The organism is Pontibacter sp. H249 (assembly GCF_037892465.1).
Taxonomy (GTDB): Bacteria; Bacteroidota; Bacteroidia; order Cytophagales; family Hymenobacteraceae; genus Pontibacter.
The window spans coordinates 305,636-324,554 of the sequence record NZ_JBBKTR010000002.1 but is presented as its reverse complement, the minus strand read 5'-3'; the positions used below and the strand labels follow the sequence as shown (position 1 = coordinate 324,554).

The 18,919-nt window shown below is 44.8% G+C and carries 17 protein-coding genes and 2 tRNA genes; 6 read left to right on the top strand and 13 right to left on the bottom strand.

All coding sequences use genetic code 11. The features are described 5' to 3' along the window. Positions 1 to 131: 131 nt before the first annotated feature. The 3 genes from mutS (at position 132) to WG943_RS03785 (ending at position 3,217) form a co-directional block, all read left to right on the top strand. Positions 132 to 2,759, top strand: a complete 2,628-nt coding sequence (gene mutS / locus WG943_RS03795; protein ID WP_340406831.1) for a DNA mismatch repair protein MutS — start codon at positions 132 to 134, stop codon at positions 2,757 to 2,759. 217 nt (positions 2,760 to 2,976) lie between these two features. Further along, positions 2,977 to 3,049, top strand: a tRNA-Gly gene (locus WG943_RS03790). 84 nt (positions 3,050 to 3,133) lie between these two features. After that, positions 3,134 to 3,217, top strand: a tRNA-Leu gene (locus WG943_RS03785). 67 nt (positions 3,218 to 3,284) lie between these two features. Here the strand turns inward: WG943_RS03785 and WG943_RS03780 are convergent. Beyond that, positions 3,285 to 3,881: a hypothetical protein gene (locus tag WG943_RS03780; RefSeq protein ID WP_340406830.1), complete on the bottom strand. Its 597-nt coding sequence runs from the start codon at positions 3,879 to 3,881 to the stop codon at positions 3,285 to 3,287. 514 nt (positions 3,882 to 4,395) lie between these two features. On the opposite strand from WG943_RS03780, the gene WG943_RS03775 reads away from it, so the two are divergent. Beyond that, positions 4,396 to 5,478 (top strand): acyltransferase family protein, encoded by a 1,083-nt coding sequence (locus tag WG943_RS03775; RefSeq protein ID WP_340406829.1) that lies wholly within the window; start codon positions 4,396 to 4,398, stop codon positions 5,476 to 5,478. A 9-nt stretch (positions 5,479 to 5,487) separates the two neighbouring features. On the opposite strand, the gene rodA is transcribed toward WG943_RS03775, so the two are convergent. The 10 genes from rodA to WG943_RS03725 form a co-directional block, all read right to left on the bottom strand. Continuing rightward, positions 5,488 to 6,813: a rod shape-determining protein RodA gene (gene rodA, locus WG943_RS03770; protein WP_340406828.1), complete on the bottom strand. Its 1,326-nt coding sequence runs from the start codon at positions 6,811 to 6,813 to the stop codon at positions 5,488 to 5,490. 3 nt (positions 6,814 to 6,816) lie between these two features. Next, a complete protein-coding gene (gene mrdA, locus WG943_RS03765; protein WP_340406827.1) occupies positions 6,817 to 8,646 on the bottom strand; it encodes a penicillin-binding protein 2 in 1,830 nt (609 codons plus the stop codon). Next, complete coding sequence (locus WG943_RS03760) at positions 8,647 to 9,174, bottom strand: hypothetical protein (protein WP_340406826.1); 528 nt, start codon at positions 9,172 to 9,174, stop codon at positions 8,647 to 8,649. Next, entirely contained in the window at positions 9,164 to 10,030 is an 867-nt protein-coding gene (mreC, locus tag WG943_RS03755) for a rod shape-determining protein MreC (RefSeq protein ID WP_340406825.1), read from the bottom strand. Before mreC ends, WG943_RS03760 begins: the two co-directional genes overlap by 11 nt. Before the next feature lie 9 nt (positions 10,031 to 10,039). Next, a complete protein-coding gene (locus WG943_RS03750) occupies positions 10,040 to 11,065 on the bottom strand; it encodes a rod shape-determining protein (RefSeq protein WP_340406824.1) in 1,026 nt (341 codons plus the stop codon). Between the two features lie 448 nt (positions 11,066 to 11,513). Continuing rightward, entirely contained in the window at positions 11,514 to 13,037 is a 1,524-nt protein-coding gene (gene purH, locus WG943_RS03745; protein WP_340406823.1) for a bifunctional phosphoribosylaminoimidazolecarboxamide formyltransferase/IMP cyclohydrolase, read from the bottom strand. Positions 13,038 to 13,060: 23 nt separating this feature from the next. After that, positions 13,061 to 13,654 (bottom strand): phosphoribosylglycinamide formyltransferase, encoded by a 594-nt coding sequence (gene purN / locus WG943_RS03740; RefSeq protein ID WP_340406822.1) that lies wholly within the window; start codon positions 13,652 to 13,654, stop codon positions 13,061 to 13,063. An 86-nt stretch (positions 13,655 to 13,740) separates the two neighbouring features. Beyond that, complete coding sequence (locus tag WG943_RS03735; protein ID WP_340406821.1) at positions 13,741 to 14,505, bottom strand: SDR family NAD(P)-dependent oxidoreductase; 765 nt, start codon at positions 14,503 to 14,505, stop codon at positions 13,741 to 13,743. Positions 14,506 to 14,572: 67 nt separating this feature from the next. Then, entirely contained in the window at positions 14,573 to 15,004 is a 432-nt protein-coding gene (locus tag WG943_RS03730) for a helix-turn-helix domain-containing protein (RefSeq protein ID WP_340406820.1), read from the bottom strand. A gap of 98 nt (positions 15,005 to 15,102) precedes the next feature. Further along, on the bottom strand, positions 15,103 to 15,756 hold the full coding sequence (locus tag WG943_RS03725) for an NADPH-dependent F420 reductase (protein WP_340406819.1): 654 nt from the start codon (positions 15,754 to 15,756) through the stop codon (positions 15,103 to 15,105). A gap of 115 nt (positions 15,757 to 15,871) precedes the next feature. Here WG943_RS03725 and WG943_RS03720 point away from each other — a divergent pair, with 115 nt between their 5' ends. Continuing rightward, on the top strand, positions 15,872 to 16,243 hold the full coding sequence (locus WG943_RS03720; RefSeq protein WP_340406818.1) for a winged helix-turn-helix transcriptional regulator: 372 nt from the start codon (positions 15,872 to 15,874) through the stop codon (positions 16,241 to 16,243). 43 nt (positions 16,244 to 16,286) lie between these two features. Here the strand turns inward: WG943_RS03720 and WG943_RS03715 are convergent, their stop codons facing one another. After that, positions 16,287 to 16,784: a PaaI family thioesterase gene (locus tag WG943_RS03715; protein WP_340406817.1), complete on the bottom strand. Its 498-nt coding sequence runs from the start codon at positions 16,782 to 16,784 to the stop codon at positions 16,287 to 16,289. Between the two features lie 103 nt (positions 16,785 to 16,887). Further along, positions 16,888 to 17,307, bottom strand: a complete 420-nt coding sequence (locus WG943_RS03710) for a Fur family transcriptional regulator (protein ID WP_340406816.1) — start codon at positions 17,305 to 17,307, stop codon at positions 16,888 to 16,890. 287 nt (positions 17,308 to 17,594) lie between these two features. On the opposite strand from WG943_RS03710, the gene WG943_RS03705 reads away from it, so the two are divergent. Further along, positions 17,595 to 18,722: a T9SS type A sorting domain-containing protein gene (locus WG943_RS03705; RefSeq protein WP_340406815.1), complete on the top strand. Its 1,128-nt coding sequence runs from the start codon at positions 17,595 to 17,597 to the stop codon at positions 18,720 to 18,722. The last annotated feature ends 197 nt before the right edge of the window (positions 18,723 to 18,919 follow it).

Genomic DNA, 18,919 nt, shown 5'->3' with positions numbered 1-18,919 from the left:
AGTCCCCGGCAGGTGGCTTTCGGATCAGGAAGTCCGAAAAAGTAAGTAAAGTATAAATCCTCTTTCGGGAGGTGTAGGGTGGGTAAACTCCATTCTCAATTTATAATTCAGAATCAAAAGTAGTATAAGGTATGAAAGGAGAAGGCACAGTAACCCCCTTGATGAAGCAGTACAATGCCATCAAAGCAAAACATCCGGGGGCACTATTGCTATTTAGGGTAGGCGATTTTTACGAAACCTTCGGCGAAGACGCTGTTAAGGCCAGTAAGATCCTGGACATCGTACTGACAAAACGCGGAGCCGGCTCTTCCTCCGAAATAGCGCTGGCCGGTTTTCCGCATCACTCCCTCGACACCTACCTGCCCAAGCTTGTGCGTGCCGGTGAGCGCGTGGCCATTTGTGACCAGTTGGAAGACCCAAAAACGGTAAAAGGCATTGTAAAGCGTGGCGTTACGGAGCTGGTAACACCAGGCGTGTCGTTTAACGACCAGGTGCTGGAGCGCCGCAGTAACAACTACCTGGCTGCTGTGCACTTTGGCAAAACCGAAACGGGTGTGTCTTTCCTGGATGTATCTACCGGCGAGTTTATCACAGCACAGGGCGATAAGAACTACGTGGGCAAACTGCTGCAAAGCCTGGCGCCATCCGAAGTCTTGTTCTGCAAACGCGAAAAAGAAACCTTTACCGAAAGCTACGGCCCCGACTTTAGATACTATGCCCTGGATGAGTGGGTGTTTAAGTATGATTACGCTTATGACGGATTAACCCGCCAGTTCGGTACTGCCTCACTAAAAGGTTTTGGTATAGAAGGTATGGCTGAGGGCATTATCTCTGCGGGAGCCATACTTCATTACCTCGCCGAAACACACCACAACGAGATCAGCCACATCGCTACCATCTCCAGGTTGGAAGAAGACAAGTATGTGTGGCTGGATAGATTCACGGTGCGAAACCTGGAGCTTGTTTTTCCGCAGCACCAGGAAGGAGTGCCGCTTATACAGGTGCTGGACCAGACAGTAACACCCATGGGTGCCCGCCTGCTGAAGAAGTGGGTCGTGCTGCCGCTGAAAGATGTGGCCCAGATTCGCCGCCGCTTGGATACAGTAGAAGCACTAACAAACAACCAGGACCTGCTACAAGAGCTAACCCAGCATCTGAAGCAGATCAACGACCTGGAGCGCCTTATCTCTAAAGTAGCTGTGCGCAGAGTGAACCCACGTGAGTTGGTCCAGCTATCCAAAGCCCTAGATGCCATTGTGCCGATTCAGAAGGCGCTGGCTTTAAGTGATATTCCGGCACTACAGAAACTGGCTGCTCAGCTGGCGCCCTGCGATGGACTGCGCGAAGAAATAAAGAACGTGCTGAAGCCGGAGCCGCCAATGCTCACCAACCAGGGCAACATGATAAACGATGGCGTGCATGCGGAGCTGGATGAGTTACGTGCCATTGCCTTCTCGGGCAAAGATTACCTGGCGCAGGTGCAGCAGCGTGAGATCAAAAACACAGGCATCAGCTCCCTGAAAATAGCTTACAACAAAGTATTCGGCTATTACCTGGAGGTAAGCAATGCACATAAAGACAAAGTGCCGGCCTCCTGGATCCGTAAGCAAACGTTGGTAAACGCAGAGCGCTACATTACCGAAGAGCTGAAGACCTACGAAGAGAAGATACTGAATGCAGAAGACCGCATCTACAGTATAGAATTCGGCCTGTACAACGAGTTGGTGCTGCACGCGCTGGATTATGTGGCGCAGGTACAACAAAACGCCAAAGTTATCGGCGTAATCGACTGTCTGAGCGCCTTTGCAAGTATAGCCCTGGCCAATAACTACGTAAAGCCTGAGGTAAGCGACAGCCATATTTTAGATATAAAGAAAGGTCGCCACCCGGTTATTGAAAAGCAGTTGCCGCTGGGCGAAGCTTACGTACCAAACGATATTTTCCTGGACAATGAAGAGCAGCAGGTAATCATTATTACTGGTCCGAACATGGCCGGTAAAAGTGCTTTGCTGCGACAAACAGCCCTGATCGTGCTGATGGCGCAGATCGGTTGCTTTGTGCCGGCCGAGGCAGCAAGTATAGGCATCATCGATAAAATCTTTACACGTGTGGGCGCGTCGGATAACCTGTCTAAAGGCGAATCTACGTTTATGGTGGAGATGACTGAAACGGCAAGTATACTGAACAACCTCTCGGACCGCAGCCTGGTGCTGATGGATGAGATTGGCCGTGGTACAAGTACTTACGATGGTATTTCGATTGCCTGGGCTATTGTGGAGCACCTGCATAATCATCCGAAATATAAAGCCAAAACGCTTTTCGCTACGCACTACCACGAACTTAACCAACTGGCCGAAGACTTCCCGAGAGTGAAGAACTACAACGTGTCGGTAAAAGAGGCAGGAGGGAAGATATTGTTTATGCGTAAACTGGTGGCCGGTGGCAGCGAGCACAGCTTTGGTATACATGTGGCTCAGATGGCTGGCATGCCCAACAGCGTAGTGTTGCGCGCCGACGAGATCATGCATCACCTCGAGAAAGAGAAGGTATCGGAACATGCGCCGAAGCAACGCATGAAAACCGCACCGAAAAATAACTTCCAGCTAAGTATGTTCGAGCCAAGTAATCCGCAGTTAGAACGTGCCAAGGAACTGATGGAGCAGCTAGATATAAATACTATTACACCGGTAGAGGCCTTGCTGAAGCTAAACGAGCTGAAGCTGCTGATGCAAGATAAGGCGCAGGAGGCGCTGCGATAAGTTTTAAAGCCTAGGTAACAGGAAGGCACTTGCTGACCATATTTCTGCGTTTAACAGTTGATGTAACCTTAAGCTTAAAATAGCTTGAAAATTTTCTTCCTGATAATCAGGCAACAGTAAAAAATGTTGGAAAATTTTATGTGGTACTATTGACAAGTCAGATTTTGTCTATATCTTTGCATCACTAAATCACTACGGCGGTTTGGTGATAACAAAAGCGGGAGTAGCTCAGTTGGTAGAGCGCGACCTTGCCAAGGTCGAGGCCGCGGGTTCGAATCCCGTCTCCCGCTCAGCAAAATATCGGCAGAAGACGTTGTGATAAACAACGTCTTTGTTTTTTGCAAGAACTACTTCAGAGAACGCTCTGGAGGGTTGCCGGGATGGTGGAACTGGTAGACACGCAAGACTTAAAATCTTGTGAGCGCAAGCTCGTGCGGGTTCGATTCCCGCTCCTGGTACATAATTAAAGGGCCCCTTATACTTTAAAGTATAAGGGGCCCTTTTGTTTATAAACCCGCTCAGGGCTTACTTACTGTCTTTGAACTGAATTGCAGTGGCATCTCTTCCGCCTTCAAACAAGATAGCGTCAGCAGCCCGGTTTTGAGTTTTCTTTACCATTTGTTGAACGTCTTCTTCTATGGAGTTATTCATCAAACCTCCTGTAACCAAAGATTTCACTTTTATACCTCCTGTCTTGCTGCCTAAGGCATTATAGTTTATTATCGGTTCGTTCATAACGAATACAGGATAGCCCATTACTTTTGATACAGTTGCAAATCCCTTTGTTTCAGGTGTACCCTCATCTGTAAACTGCACTCCAACTATTCTCTTACCCGCGCTGTAAATTACTGCATCCACTCTGGCATTTTCCTTGGTTACTTTTCTTATAAATTGCTCAACCCTATCCGAAATCGTTTTATTTACAACACCTCCTGTTAACAAAGATTCTGCTTTTAAGCCTGAGCCAGCATCCACAATAACTTCATATTCTCTTAGCGGCTCACACAATATATAGGCCTCAACCCCATTAATTTTTCTCACTTTAGCCAGGTTTCCTCTATCCTGAGCATAACTAGTGATAGCAAATAGAGCACAAATGATGGCAAATAAAATTTTTTTCATATAATTTGAAGGTTAGTTGAATAAATATTCTATTATTTTTTTGTATTATACTTAATATAGATATGAATAGTTTAATATTTAGATATCTTTTTTATACTAATTTATTCGGATTACAAATGAGAGCCCTAATGAGAAGAATTGTTTAGTTAGCAGTTTAAAAGATAATTTTAGTGCAGCTCTTGAAAAGGAGCTTTGCTGATTCTTTTTTCTGCTTATGTAGTTGCTTGGTTGCCGATAGCGTAGATTAAGACGATTGAAGAAAAGTCATGATATAATGTAGGAATGTTCATTGGCGTATTCCTACTTTAGAAATAGCATGACGACCTGTTTATTTTATCATAAAGCAGTTTAAGGCGCGATATAAAATATGTTTGCTTCAACAATTATAGCGCGAAGAGTAACAAAATCATATATATAGGGTATAACATGGCTAACTCTTGTTCAGAGATTTTTAGCTACACGGCAGCATTACTTTTGAGTAACAATCTGCTGTCCACCCTTATGTTACCTATATATGAGAATAAAAGAACTTGATGCCCTTCGCGGTTTAGCCGCATTTGCTGTATTCTTGTTTCATTTCCAGCTTTTTGATTACGGTTACCTAGGGGTACACCTGTTTTTCATTATTTCAGGCTTTGTAATTTTTCTAACTGCCAAAAGTGTCAAAAACCCATCTGACTTTGTAATTGGCCGTTTCTCAAGATTATATCCAACTTATTGGATTTGTCTTTTTCTGACCTTCGCTGTGTTATACTATGGAAGGGGAGATGTTACTTTTAAACAGCTACTCTATAATTTAACGATGTTTCAAGCTTTCCTGGGCGTAGAAAACGTTGATGGCGCCTACTGGAGCTTAACAGAGGAGCTGGTTTTCTATGTAGTCATTTTTGGAGCATTGATGCTAGGGCTCATTAACAAAGTAAAGTTATGGACAGGTGCTATGCTGGCTCTGGCTATAGGCGGTTTATTCCTAAACCCGGAATTGGGAGGTATACAGAAGAATGTGCAGTCGGTGGTTAAGTACTTTAATCTGTTTGTGGCGGGCATCATCTTTTATCAGATATACCTACAGCAAAAGATTAAGATAACACATGCTGCAGGGCTTATACTTTGTTTGGGTATAGCCTTACTGTATGGTTACGGAAGCTATCTGCCATATTTTAACCACAAGATTGAGATAGCTGTAATTATTGGGTTCTTTGCGCTGTTTACCCTGCTGGTACTTGGTAAGCTGGCATTTCTTCAGAAGTATAAATGGATGCTGTTTATGGGAGAGATCTCATATCCTTTCTACCTGCTACACCAGGAGATAGGCCTTACCTTCCGGAGGCTGTTCGAAACAGAAAGTCAATTAGTACACATCGCGCTAGTTGCCGTTATTTTTGTTTTTATCACGCTTTTGGCAACCATCATCAACCGCAACATTGAACACAGCACCTCTAGGGTAGTTAAGAAGAAGCTGAAAGTATGGATTAACGGCAAAGCCGAAGCGCCAGAGCCTACTGGTAAGCCAGCTGTCACAGAAAAAGTAACAGAAGAGCCGGCTATAGTAGATGGTCTTTCAGTGCCGCAGGCTGAACGTGCTTCTGCACCGTAACCATAGGTTTTACCTGGCTAAGTCTTTGGCCCGGTTCGCATCCAGTGCTATAAGTATAAAAAGCAAGATTGTGAACGACCACAGCGAGGAGCCTCCATAGCTAAAGAAAGGCAATGGAATGCCTACCACAGGTGCAAGCCCGATAGTCATGCCTACATTTACCAGAAAGTGAAAGAAGATGATAGATGCTACACAGTAGCCGTAGGTGCGCCCAAAAACTGAGCGCTGTCTTTCTGCAATACCTACAATCCTGATCAGGAGAAATATGAACAGGGCTATTAAAACAGTGCTTCCTATCCAGCCATGTTCTTCACCAATTGTACAGAATATGAAGTCGGTGCTTTGCTCAGGCACAAAATCAAATTTGGTTTGTGTACCTTCTAAAAAGCCTTTGCCTATAAAACCGCCAGAGCCAATGGCAATCTTAGATTGTGTTACGTTCCAGCCATAGCCCAACGGGTCGGCCTCAGGGTTTATAAGTGCCTTAATTCGGTTTTGCTGGTGTGGCTGCAGGATGTTATTTACAAAATAATCAACACTGAAGATCATGCCTACCACCAATAAAAACAAGGCAATTATTGTTTTAAGGCGGCGCATTAGGCGGTAATCTAACCATAAGGCCAATCCTACTAATGCGGCAATACCAATAATCAGGTAGAGCTTTGGCACCAGCAGGGTAAGTATAAATATAGCTGCTGCAGCACAACCTATGATCAGTATCAGCGGAGACATACCTTCACGGAAGAAGGCAAGTATAAAAGCTGCGAATACAAGAGCAGAGCCGGTTTCGTTTTGCAGGACAATAATCATCGGAGGCACAAAGGTGATAGCTGCCAGAATCATTTGATCCTTAAAGTTCTGCTGGCGCAGGTTCACACTGCTTAAGTACTTCGAAACGGCTAGTGCGGTGGCAAACTTTGCCAACTCGGCAGGTTGCAGGCGTATGCCAGCTCCTAAATCAAGCCACGATCTAGAGCCTGCAATTGGCTTAGCAACGACTAAAGTAACCAGCAGCAGCAGAATAATGCCGCCATAAATAGGATAGGCAAGGTGTTCGTATACTTTATAGTCTACTACCAACAATACGATAATCAGTATCAAAGAAGCGCCTATCCATACCAACTGTTTACCAGAATTAATGTCAAAGCTCAAGATATTCACGATATTATCTGGGCTATAAACGGCGGCATATATGTTCATCCAGCCTAAAGCTACCAGCAGAAAGTAAAGCAGTATCGTAACCCAGTCCATGTGGTGGGTAAGCAAGTTCGATGTGCGGTGACTGCTGCGTGTGGCTACTTTATACTTTGATATTACTTGAGGCTCTGCACCCATGGCTTACTTCGATTTAATGTTCAGGTACTCGCGGCTAAGCACCCATTTCTCCTGCTCTTTGATCGTAACAGTATCTGTCAGGTACTGTTCAATCATTAAGCCTGCGATTGGGGCCGCAGACTGTCCTCCCCATTTACCGTGCTCCACATAAACTGCAATGGCGATTTTAGGATTCACTTTTGGCGCAAAGGCTACGAATACAGCATGGTCAGGGCCCTGAGGGTTTTGTGCAGTACCAGTTTTACCGCAGACTTCTATTCCTACTTTGGATAAATTTGCTCTTCTGGCTGTACCTGCACGAACCACCTCGGCCATTCCTTCTACTATAGGCTCGTAGTGCTTCGGATCAACAGAAGTATGGTGGCGCTCCTGGTATTCCTTCAGCGGTTTTCCATCTTCTCCTACTGAGCGAATGATATGCGGTGTTACGTAATAGCCACGGTTAGCCACAATGGCCATAAAATTAGCCATTTGCAACGGTGTAACGCCTAGCTCACCCTGGCCTATACTGAGCGAGTAAATAGTTGAGTACTTCCAGCGGTTTTTGCCATACACACGGTCGTATAACTCAGGAGATGCAATGATGCCTTTTTTCTCGCCTGGTATATCTATGCCCAGCTTTTGGCCGAAACCGAAAGTTAGAACTTGTTCACGCCAGTCCTTTAAGCCAATAGAGGTATCAGTAAAAGTATTTTTAGATTTGCCCTGATTTAAAAGCATTCTGTAAGCCTGAAAAAACCACGGATTACAAGAGTGCTGCACCGCCCCATAAAGATCTAAGGGAGAAGGATGCGGGTGACAATTTACTAAGGCCTTATTACAAGCAAATTGTGTTGCTGGCGAGATAACGCCCTCTTCCAAGGCAATAAGTGCCTGCACCAGCTTAAAGATAGAGCCCGGCGGGTTTTGGTCGGCCATGATAGGACGGTTGAACATGGTCTTATCCTTGTCCTGTAGCAATTGCATGTAGTTTTTGCCGTAGTCTTTGCCCGTAAACAGGTTCGGGTCGTAGAAAGGCGCCGATATGTAGGTTAGTATTTCACCAGTTGCTGGCTCGATGGCTACAATACTACCTTTGGCTCCGTTCATCAGGTGCTCCCCATAAGCCTGCAGGTCCAGATCTATCGTGCTCACAAGGTTCTTGCCGGCCACAGATAGGGTGTCGTACGCGCCTTCTTTAAAAGGCCCTTTCTCTACGCCACGTACGTTCACCATTTTATACTTTACGCCGCGCTTTCCCATCAGGTATTGCTCATACTCCATCTCTATACCGCTCTTGCCAATATAGTCGCCGGGGCGGTATCCTCTATAAGTGGAGTCCTCTAACTGTTTTGGGCTGATTTCGGCAATATAACCTAAAGCATGTGATAAGCTTTGATGCGGGTAACCCCGTGCTGTACGGGCATTGATATAAAAGCCAGGAAAATCAATCAGGTTATCCTGAATATGAGCTAAGTCCTGTGTGGTAAGCTTCTGGTAAAAGATTGAGGGCTGAACGTAAGAAAAGGAGCGTGCCTTCTTCAGGCGTTCGCGGACATCCTCCAAGGGAAGCTCCAGCAGGTTGCTCAGGCGTAAGGTATCCAGCTGCTTTACCTCCTTAGGTACTACCATTAGGTCGTAAACAGGAGTGTTTTGTACCAGCAGTTTGCCTTCACGGTCATAAATAAGGCCCCTGAACGGATACTGGATGATGGTTTTAATAGCGTTTGTTTCAGCGGCCTGTTTATAGCTGCTGTCAATTACCTGAATGTAGAAGAGGCGGACCGCATACACAATGCCCACCAACAAGAAAATGCCCTGAATTACGTATTTTCTGTTTTCTAAGTATTTCATTTAAACTCTACTTGTTCTCTTGGGTGAGAAGAACAGTAACTGTAGTATAATTACTACCACCCCGGTAAATAGCACACTCAGTATAATCTTTAAAAGGGTCTGCAGGATATCGTCAAAGCTTATTCTTTCCAGAAAAAATACTGCCGCGTGGTGTATAAGCAGTAAAGTAGAAGTATAAGACAAAAACCAGCCTTTACCCATTATATGGATGTTTACTGAATCGCTTATGTCGTAACCGTCCCGGGGTGTAAGAAGGTTCAAAAGGTGCGGGCGCAAAAAGGCCAGCAATACGCTTGCAGCTGCATGTATACCCATGGTGTCGTAAAACACATCTACTGTAAAGCCTACTAAAAAGCCAAGAAAGAGCAGCTGTAGCCTGTTTATGTTAATCGGCAGAAATAGCAGAAATGCTACATAGATATAACAGAAGCCCATACTGTATAGCACCAAATTATCCATTAGCAGGATTTGGAGTGCTACAAACAGTATAAACTGCAAGATGTTATTTAAGCCAATGCTACTCTTCATTTGGAAGTATACCTGCTTCTTGTTCTAATTCTTCACGCTCTGCTTTCTGCGTGTTCTCCACCACATATACATAAGAGAGTTGTGCAAAATCAACAGATAGATTCACTTTTATAGTATAAAAGCTTCTGTCCGGCTCTTTGGCAACAGAGCTGATTGTGCCAACCATGATACCTTCTGGGAAAACTGTGTTAAAGCCGCTGGTTACAATAGTATCACCTTTTACAGGTTTCACATCCAATGGAATGTAATCCAGCAGCGCCGTTCGGAAATCTCCCCCTGTCCATTTAATGGTGCCCATGGTACTATTCTTCTTAATCTTGGCAGAGATCAGCATTTGGGAGTGTAGTAGAGAGGTAGCCGTTGAGTATTTGCGTGATACCGTTTTAATGCGCCCAACTACACCATTACTCGCAATTACACCCATGCCAGGTTTTACTCCATCTTCTGTGCCAATAGCCAGTGTGAGGGTATTGTTTGTACGACGTACCGAGTTATTGATCACACGACCTGCATGCAGGATATATGGATACTGCCTTAATGTGTCGGTTTTAGCAAATAAAGTTGTATCCTGTGTTTTAGTACTATCGATGAGTACAGCTTTCTGGTATTCTAACAGCTGTTGGCGCAAGACGGAATTCTCCTGTGCCAATGTACTGTTTACATTCGCCAGCCTGAAATAATCGGTTATGCCGCTCTGGAACTCAAGTACTTCCCCAATATATCGGTTTGCGGAGTTAAAAAAGGCTGCGCCCTGATACGTGTTATAACGCACGATCATGAAAATGCACAGCACCTCCAGCATCACAAATACAAGGAATGCACGGAACCGGTAAATAAAAGCAAAAAGATTCCGCATTTAGTCCTTTTATGTTAGCAGGACGTTTTTAAAACCTTCGATATTTTTAATTGCTGCACCTGTACCACGTACTACCGCTCTTAATGGGTCTTCAGCAATGTGGATAGGCAGTTTTGTTTTGGCAGCCAGACGCTTGTCAAAGCCACGCAGCATCGCACCGCCTCCTGTCAGGTGAATACCGTTGTCGTAAATGTCGGCAGAAAGTTCTGGAGGGGCAATTTCAAGGGCCTTCAGAACCGCTTCCTCAATTTTAGAAACTGATTTGTCCAAGGCAATAGCGATCTCTTGGTATGTTACCTTAATGACCTTTGGAATGCCCGTCATCAGGTCACGGCCACGTATCTCGTAGTCGGCTGGCGGGTTTTCTATGTCAGTAAGGGCAGCACCGACTTCTATTTTGATTTTTTCGGCAGAACGCTCTCCAATCAGCAGGTTGTGCTGGCGGCGCATGTAATCCAGGATGTCTTTAGTGAACACATCACCGGCCACACGGATAGATTGGTCGCACACGATACCAGAAAGGGCTATAACAGCAATCTCTGTTGTACCACCCCCGATATCCACGATCATAGAGCCAATAGGTTGCTCCACATCAATACCTATACCTATAGCAGCTGCCATCGGCTCCTGGATCATCCATACTTCCTTGGCTCCGGCATGCTGTGCAGAGTCACGTACGGCACGTTTCTCCACTTCTGTAATACCAGACGGAATACAAATTACCATGCGGTGCGAAGGCTGGAACAAACGGCGGCCTGTATCAATCATCTTGATCATGCCACGAATCATCTCTTCAGCTGCGTGGAAGTCGGCAATCACACCATCTTTCAGCGGACGAATGGTTTTGATGTTTTCGTGGGTTTTTTCGTGCATTTGCATTGCATTACGACCAATGGCAAGTACTCTGCCTGTTGTGCGGTCGACTGCAATAATCGAAGGCTCGTCTACTACAATTTTATCGTTGTGAATGATCAGGGTATTGGCCGTACCCAAATCAATCGCTATATCACTTGTAAGAAAATTGAAAAGTCCCATTTTATATAGATGCGGGCGTGCGGTTGCCCTTGTTATATTTCAAATATACTATAAATATCGGGGATAAACCCGCCGCAAAATTAGTGATTTTCAACAGAATTAATAATGTACTACTGTAGTAGGTGTTGCTTTTTATGAATTTAATCTATAAAAAAGCATCTGCTGCTGTTAATCAGGCTTATAACGGCAAGTTTTATTTAAAATTGAGTGCTATTTGATAATCTGAAAATAAATAAAAAGACGCATGCAGCTAAGAGAGTGTATTTAGATTTGTAACTGATGCGGCTTCTTTGGAAAGTGAAAGGGAGGTGAATTTATAATTTAGGTTATACTTTGTCTGAAGCAACAGCAGTACTGGTTCTTCGCATCAGAGGTTAAGGGATAAAAACAAAAATCCCCAGCTGAAGTATAGCCGGGGATTTTTGTTGAAACTAAAAGTATAAAATTACTAGTGCTTAAAGTGGCGAACTCCTGTCATCACCATCGCCATGTTGTGGGCATCGCAGTAGTCAATTGAATCTTGGTCTTTGATGGAGCCACCTGGCTGTACCACCGCTTTTATACCTGCTTTGTCGGCAATCTCCACACAGTCCGGGAAGGGGAAGAAAGCATCAGAAGCCATTACTGTTTTAGTTAGGTCAAATCCGAAGCTGTTGGCTTTTTCGATGGCCTGACGCAGAGCGTCTACTCTGGACGTCTGGCCAACACCGCTGGAGAACATCATCTTGTCTGTGGCCAGAACTATAGTGTTGGATTTGGTGTGCTTGCAAACTTTGGCTGCAAACACCAGTGCCTTTTTCTCTTCGGCAGTTGGTTCACGCTTAGTGGCAGTTTTAAAATCGGCTTCCGTTTCGGTTGCTAGGTCTTTATCCTGCTCAATTACACCATTCAGCAAGGTCTTGAACTGCTTCTTGGGCATTTCAACATTGTTCTGTTTTAACAGGATGCGGTTCTTCTTAGTCTTCAATAGTTCCAAAGCATCAGCATCAAAAGCAGGAGCAATCAATACCTCAAAGAAAAGCTTGTTTAGTTCCTCTGCAGCAGCCATATCTATACTTCTGTTGGCAATGATCACACCTCCAAAAGCAGACACAGGATCAGAAGAAAGGGCAGCAAGGTAAGCTTCTTTTATACTTTCGCCGGTAGCGCAACCGCAGGCGTTGGTGTGCTTTAAGATAGCTACAACTGGCTCTTCAAACTCAGTGGCAAGGGCAACGGCAGCGTCCACATCTACCAGGTTGTTGTAAGACAATTGCTTGCCGTTCAGCTGCTCAAAGAGCTCATCCAGCTTACCGTAGAAAGTGCCTTTCTGGTGCGGGTTTTCGCCATAGCGCAGCGGAGTGGCCTCACGTATACTTTGCTTAAACGGCTGCTCCTCGTTGCCAGCGTTCAGGTAGTTGAAGATATGAGTGTCGTAGTGCGACGAAACATCGAATGCCTTGGCAGCGAAACGCTTGCGGTCTTCCAAGTCAGTTGACCCGTTCTTCTCCTGTAGCAGGTTTACCACCTCATCATACTGCTCTCTCGACGACACAATCAGCACATCTTTGAAGTTTTTGGCAGCGGCACGGATCAAGGAAATACCCCCAATGTCGATCTTCTCGATAATATCTGCCTCTGATGCGCCGGATGCTACAGTCTCCTCGAATGGGTAAAGATCTACCACTACTAAGTCTATTGCAGGTATTTCATACTTTTCACGCTCAGCAAGGTCGCTGTCGTTGTCGCGGCGGTGCAGGATGCCACCAAATACTTTTGGGTGAAGCGTTTTAACACGGCCTCCGAAAATAGATGGGTAAGCGGTCAGGTCTTCTACGGCTACTACCTCGGCACCTTGCTCCTCCAGGAAAGCCTGCGTGCCGCCTGTAGAGTAAATGGTTACGTTGTGCTGTTTCAGGAGCTCTACTAATGGCTCCAGGCGGTCTTTGTAGTAAACCGAAATAAGCGCTGATTTAATTTGAACTGGTTGCATGGGTATGGGTTGATTTTTGATTTCTATAGTTCGTCTTTCTCAAGTAGCAGTTGCTCTACTACCAGCGGCAGGTGTCTGTGTTCCAGCTGGAGCACACGCGCCGCCAACTCTTCAGGGGTATCCTCAGGGTGCACAGGGCAATACTCCTGAAGTATAAACTCGCCTTTGTCGTACTCTTCGTTAACATAGTGTATGCTTATGCCTGATTGCTCTTCGCCGGCCTGCACTACTGCTGTATGCACATTGATGCCATGCATGCCTTTGCCACCATACTTTGGCAGAAGCGCAGGGTGTATGTTGATGATCTTGTTAGGGAAGGCGTGCAGTAAATTTTGCGGTACCAGCCACAGAAAGCCTGCCAGCACGATCAGGTCTGGGTTAAAAGCTTTTACCTGCTCCAGCACCTTGCCGGAGTTGTAAAACTCATCCCTTGAAAACAAAAGAGCCGGGACGTGATAAGTCTCGGCTCTTTTTAGGGCATACGCTTTCGGGTTGTTGGAGAACAGGGCGGCCACACGTATTTGTGGGTGGTGCTCAAAATGCTCGAGCAGGCGCTGCGCATTGCTCCCCGATCCCGAAGCGAAAATGACTATATTCTTCTTATCTGGTCGTTCCAAAAGTATAAGCTGCTATTGAAGCTGCAAATATAGCGGGTTTGGATTTAGTTGCCAGTAAGTGAAAGTATAAATGTATGAATAAGCTGTTACAGGAACATTCCACCCGATGCCTCTATTCGTTGCGCGTTTATCCAGCGGGCATCTTCAGAACATAGGAAAGCGATAATACCGCCGATGTCTTCTGCTTCGCCGACTCTGCCCAAAGCTGTTTGCGATGCCAGGAAACCTTTTACCTGCGGATTGTTGCGGATGGCGGCATTGTTAAAGTCGGTTTCGATAGCGCCAGGGGCTAGCACATTTGCTGTAATTCCTCTTGGGCCCAGTTCTTTTGCCAGGTATTTGGTAAATGTTTCAATGGCTCCTTTCATAGAGGCATACATGGAGTAGCCGGGTACGCAGAACCTGGTAGTACCTGTAGACAGGTTAATAATGCGGCCACCGTCGTTTAGCAGCGGCAAAGCTTTTTGGGTAAGAAAGTATACACCTTTAAAGTGCACGTTCATTAGGTTATCAAAGGCTTCCTCGGTGGCATCTGCAATCGGAATAGTAGCGCCTATACCTGCATTGTTAACCAGAAAATCAAATTTGTCTGTTCCCCAGTTACCCTGTAGTGCCTTTGTGATTCGTGCTATAAAGTTGTCAAAAGACTTCACATCTGCCACGTCCAGCTGCAACGCTACAGCTTTTTGTCCCATGGCTTCAATTTCTGCCACTACTTTATTGGCTTCGTCCTGCCGGGTAAGGTAAGTAAGTATGATGCCAGTGCCCTGCTGTGCTAACTTTAACGCTGCATTTTTTCCTAATCCGCGGCTGCCGCCAGTTATCAAGGCTATTTTCTGAGTTTGTCCCATTTCAAATTACTTAAAAGTTTACGTTGCAAATTTCGGTGGCTGTTGGGTCTATACTATGGTGAGAACTTCAGTTTTTTTCCGGACCTGGTTTTATGCTTTCTGCTGAATAGGTTTCCCGGAATTGCTTCGGTGTCTGCCCCTGGAAATGTTTGAAGAACTTCGAGAAATTAGATGGGTCGTAGGTAAGCTGGCGCGCAATTTCTGCTACTGGTTTGGTGGTTTCGGTCAGCAGTCTTCGGGCAATATCCATCAGCTTGTTTTCATAAATATCGCAGGGCGAGAGTCCGGTTACTGTTTTCAGGGTGTTGCTCAAATGTGTTGGGTGCACGTGCAGCAGTTCAGCCAGGTCGTTTATTTTAAAGGTGCTTTCAGCTTTTCCGGCTTCCAGTTCGGCCAGGTGCTTTTCCAGCTCAGCGTAAAAAGCGGCGGTGAGTTCTTCTGGCCGGTTTTCCGGTTTATTAGCGAGGTTTTTCATTTTCAGGCTACTCTTTGTTTTCATATTTATACTTTCCGGATGATATAAAGTATGATTTCTTTTTAAACACTAAAACCTGCGAAAGTTACTTCCGCAGGTTTTGTATCGTTTTCTGACAAGGGTTACTGCACTATCTTAAAGGCAAAGTATCCGTTGCCTGTGGCCATCCAGGTTCTTATCCAGATAGGCAGCATCATTTCGGTGCCGCGCGCTGTGGTGATGTCACCCAAGTCAATAATGTCTGTCCAGTTAAACTGTTGTAGTATTTCTTTTACTTCTGCTTTAGCTTCGGCGCTGTTGCCGCTTATGAACATGGTCGGGTCGCCGCCGCTTTTCTTTGCATCCACCATCACCTCGCAGTTTACAATGTTAAGTGTTTTAACCACGTTGGCCTCTGGCAACAGCTTCTGAATTTCTTCGCCCAACGAGTTGGTGTTTGAATACGCAGGTATAAGTGATGGCGGCATGCCTTGCGAGAAATCAAGCGGGTTGCTGATGTCGATGATGGTTTTGCCTTTGAAGTTCTCCGTGCCGGCCATTTTAAAAACTTCCAGCGTGATTTCTCCTTTCGTGCAGTTAAAGATTAACTCACCAAACTTCGCGGCGTCTTCGAAAGTGCCTGCCGAGGCGTTTGCACCGTTGGCTTCCTCCCAGGCAAGTGCTTTTTCGTTAGTGGCGCTTCTGCTGCCCATCATAACGTTATAACCTAACTGAATCAGTTTGGTGCCGATGGCATTGCCTACCATGCCTGTTCCAAGTACTGCTATATTCTTCATAAGTAGGTGTTTTATAGTTGCTATATAAATTACAGTAGCAAACTTAAGTATAGTTGGTTATCTTTGCAATAACTGTCAAACCTGACAGTATCAACTTTATTTAAGTTTTTTCAAAATGATCATACAGGATAAAGAATATGTTTTTGAGATAGGCGATAAAACCTACCATTGTGCCATGGATGTAACGATGGATTATATCGGTGGAAAGTGGAAAACAGTAGTGCTATGGTATCTGAAGAATAAGACGCTACGTTTTGGCGAGTTGAAAAAGCAGATACCGGACATTACCGAAAAAATGCTGAGCCTGCAGCTAAAGGCCCTGGAGAAAGACGGGCTCGTAAAAAGGGAAGTATACCCGGAAGTGCCGCTGCGGGTAGAATATTCGTTGACCGAGTTTGGAAAATCGTTAGAACCAGTGCTAGATGCTATCGCTAAATGGGGTAGAACCCTTGGCGAAACAAAAGGTGCGTTAAAGGAAGCAAAGTAAAGCTATACTTTTGATAAAGTATAAATGAGTATCTCTTGACAATTTAATTTGTCTTCGCCTTCAACGACCAAGTAAACCGAAACTCGGCTACTTTATCACCGGCCTCGTCCACGCCTGTACTGGTGGCTACTACCGTTACGCCCTCTCCGGTTGCTTTTGTGTGTTTGATCGCTTCATTAATTTGCTGGCCATCGCTGCAGGTAAAGGTTATCAGGCCTACTGCTTTTTTAGTGAAATCAGCTTCCATGTGCGTTACCAGCATCGATACGGCTGGTGTAGATTTGTAAACGTGCATCATGCACAACACGCCAGTTGAGAGCTCGGCAGCCATACTTAGGCAAGCAAAATAGATAGAGTTGAATGGGTTCTTGTTGATGTACTTATAGGGAATGGTAACAGCAGCACCATCAACAGAAACAGCTATGATACGCAGACCCGCCAGATAAGCCATAGGTAGCTTAGCCAGCATAAAGAGCCTGAACTGAAGTGGAGATTTTACAAGTTTCCGGAATGCAGCTGCTGATGAATCCGTGGTTGCCATAAAAGTGTGCTTGTTAATGCTGATTTATACTTTAGCTATACCACAATTGTTGATAGCACACGCTTAATGTAGCTAAATAAATCTAAAGCACCAATGACAAGCGCTAAAGATTACATAACCTGCAAATGCCTTGAATTGAGAACTGCACTTCATTTGCCAGATAGCCCTCGGGTAGATTAACAGGTTCAAGTTGTACTTCATCTAAGCAATATGTTTGCCCGCATTGGGTGCAGCTAAAATGCACATGGTCGTGTTGGTGCTTTAGCATACTGCAGGCCTCACGGCAGAGGGCATATTTTATAGTGCCATTAAGGTCGGTTATACTATGTACCAGGCCCTGCTCCTTAAAAGCATGTAACGTGCGGTAAAGTGTAACCCTGTCGTAGTCTGTGCCAAGATGCTTTTCCAGGTCGGCGTGTGCAAGGGCATAGGTATGCTCCATTAGCAGGGTTAAAACGCTAATCCTGCAACTTGTTTTGCGCAGGCTATACTTTAGTAACAAGTCCTGTGCTTTCTTCTTCAAATTTTTCTGTTGCTGCATCATATCACCTTTAAATATAGTGTATCTCGTGTTATTAATATAAAGTTATTCGCCTGAATTAGAGGTAAATAGGGGCATTTGATACGTTAGGCACGGAATAATTGAAATCATATATCTTGATACAGAGATGTTTATAAATCTTTTAGTACAAATATCACATCTTTTTTTACAAAATGCAGTATTGTACGATAAGTATAATAAAGGCATAAGTCCTTTTAAATGATTGTACATAATCTATAAATAAAATATAAACTGAAAAACCTGTAATAATGAAAACAATTTTACGATTAGGTATAGCTTTGTTAGTAGCAGTTATTGTGCAGAGCTACAGCTTTGCACAGACAGTAACTACATCACTCGGCACATTAACTAATGTAAGAGTAGGTATAACAGAGGAGTTTACAGTAACCACACAAGGAGGCAGTGATCAATTGGTAAGAGGCCGTTTAGACTTTGATCCATTTGCAGCTGGTGACATAGTGCTACTTTATAAAGCTCCGGGTGGGGAGGAATACACAACACTAGCAATTGATGAAAATGGCGTTGCAACATTCGGTCCTGAAGCTGGTTTTGCCTTTTCTTCTGCTGCCACTACCCATAGCTTTAGAATATTGTTCGACGAAGCAACTGCGTACTCCTATAAGATAGACATGGTAACTGTCGGCGCCGCGCCACAAACGCTTGCCACCACATCAGGTACTGTCACAGTTACAGTGCCTACGCAGTTCCCTACAATAGATGGCACACTCGATGAAGTAGACAGACAAGGAGATATTCTTGTGAACCAACCCGTTGCTTGGGAGATTTATGTAACTACAAACCAGTTTGAGGGTGTGAGAGGAAATATCCAGATTGTGCTGGCAAACCCGGCGCAGAGGGACAACATTACCTTGCTTTATAATACAAACAGAGCGGCTACCACACCTGAAGAAGTAAACTTCCAACCACTAGAATTTAGTGAGGCAGGCATTGCTACCATTGGTCCTGAGGATGGCGAGGCACTAACAGAAGATGGTATACGACAGCTTATGAGAGTCACTTTCGGAGTGGCAGGCTCATATGCATATACTCTGCGATTCCAGCGCGTTGATGGCAATAGACTTGCCTTCGTAGATGAAACCGTTACTGTTACAAATGTAGCCGGTATTGATGATATGATTGGCAATACACGCATCAGCGTTTACCCAACACTGACTAATAGTACTGTAAGAGTAGACTTAGGCAATGTGCGTAATGCAAAAATTGCTGTTACCGATATGCTGGGTCGTGTGGTTATGCAGCGTGAGAATGCTACTGGTATCGTAGATTTAAGCACCGACGGCATGGCAAAAGGCACCTACTTCGTAAAGATCATCAAAGGCAACGACGTTGCCGGCAGCCGCTTTATAGTTCGATAATTCCTTTTTACTTACTGGCAAGAAGCCTTTGGATTTGTCCTGAGGCTTCTTGCTATGTTTTAGCCTTTTGGTCTAAGGAGTATGTTTAAGTGAATTGCTCATACTTCAAAACTCTAACTGGTCAGGCTTTTTATAGCATACTTTACTACGCTTTTCTTCTTTTAGCTTAAATAACTAATCTTAAAATACCCACTGAT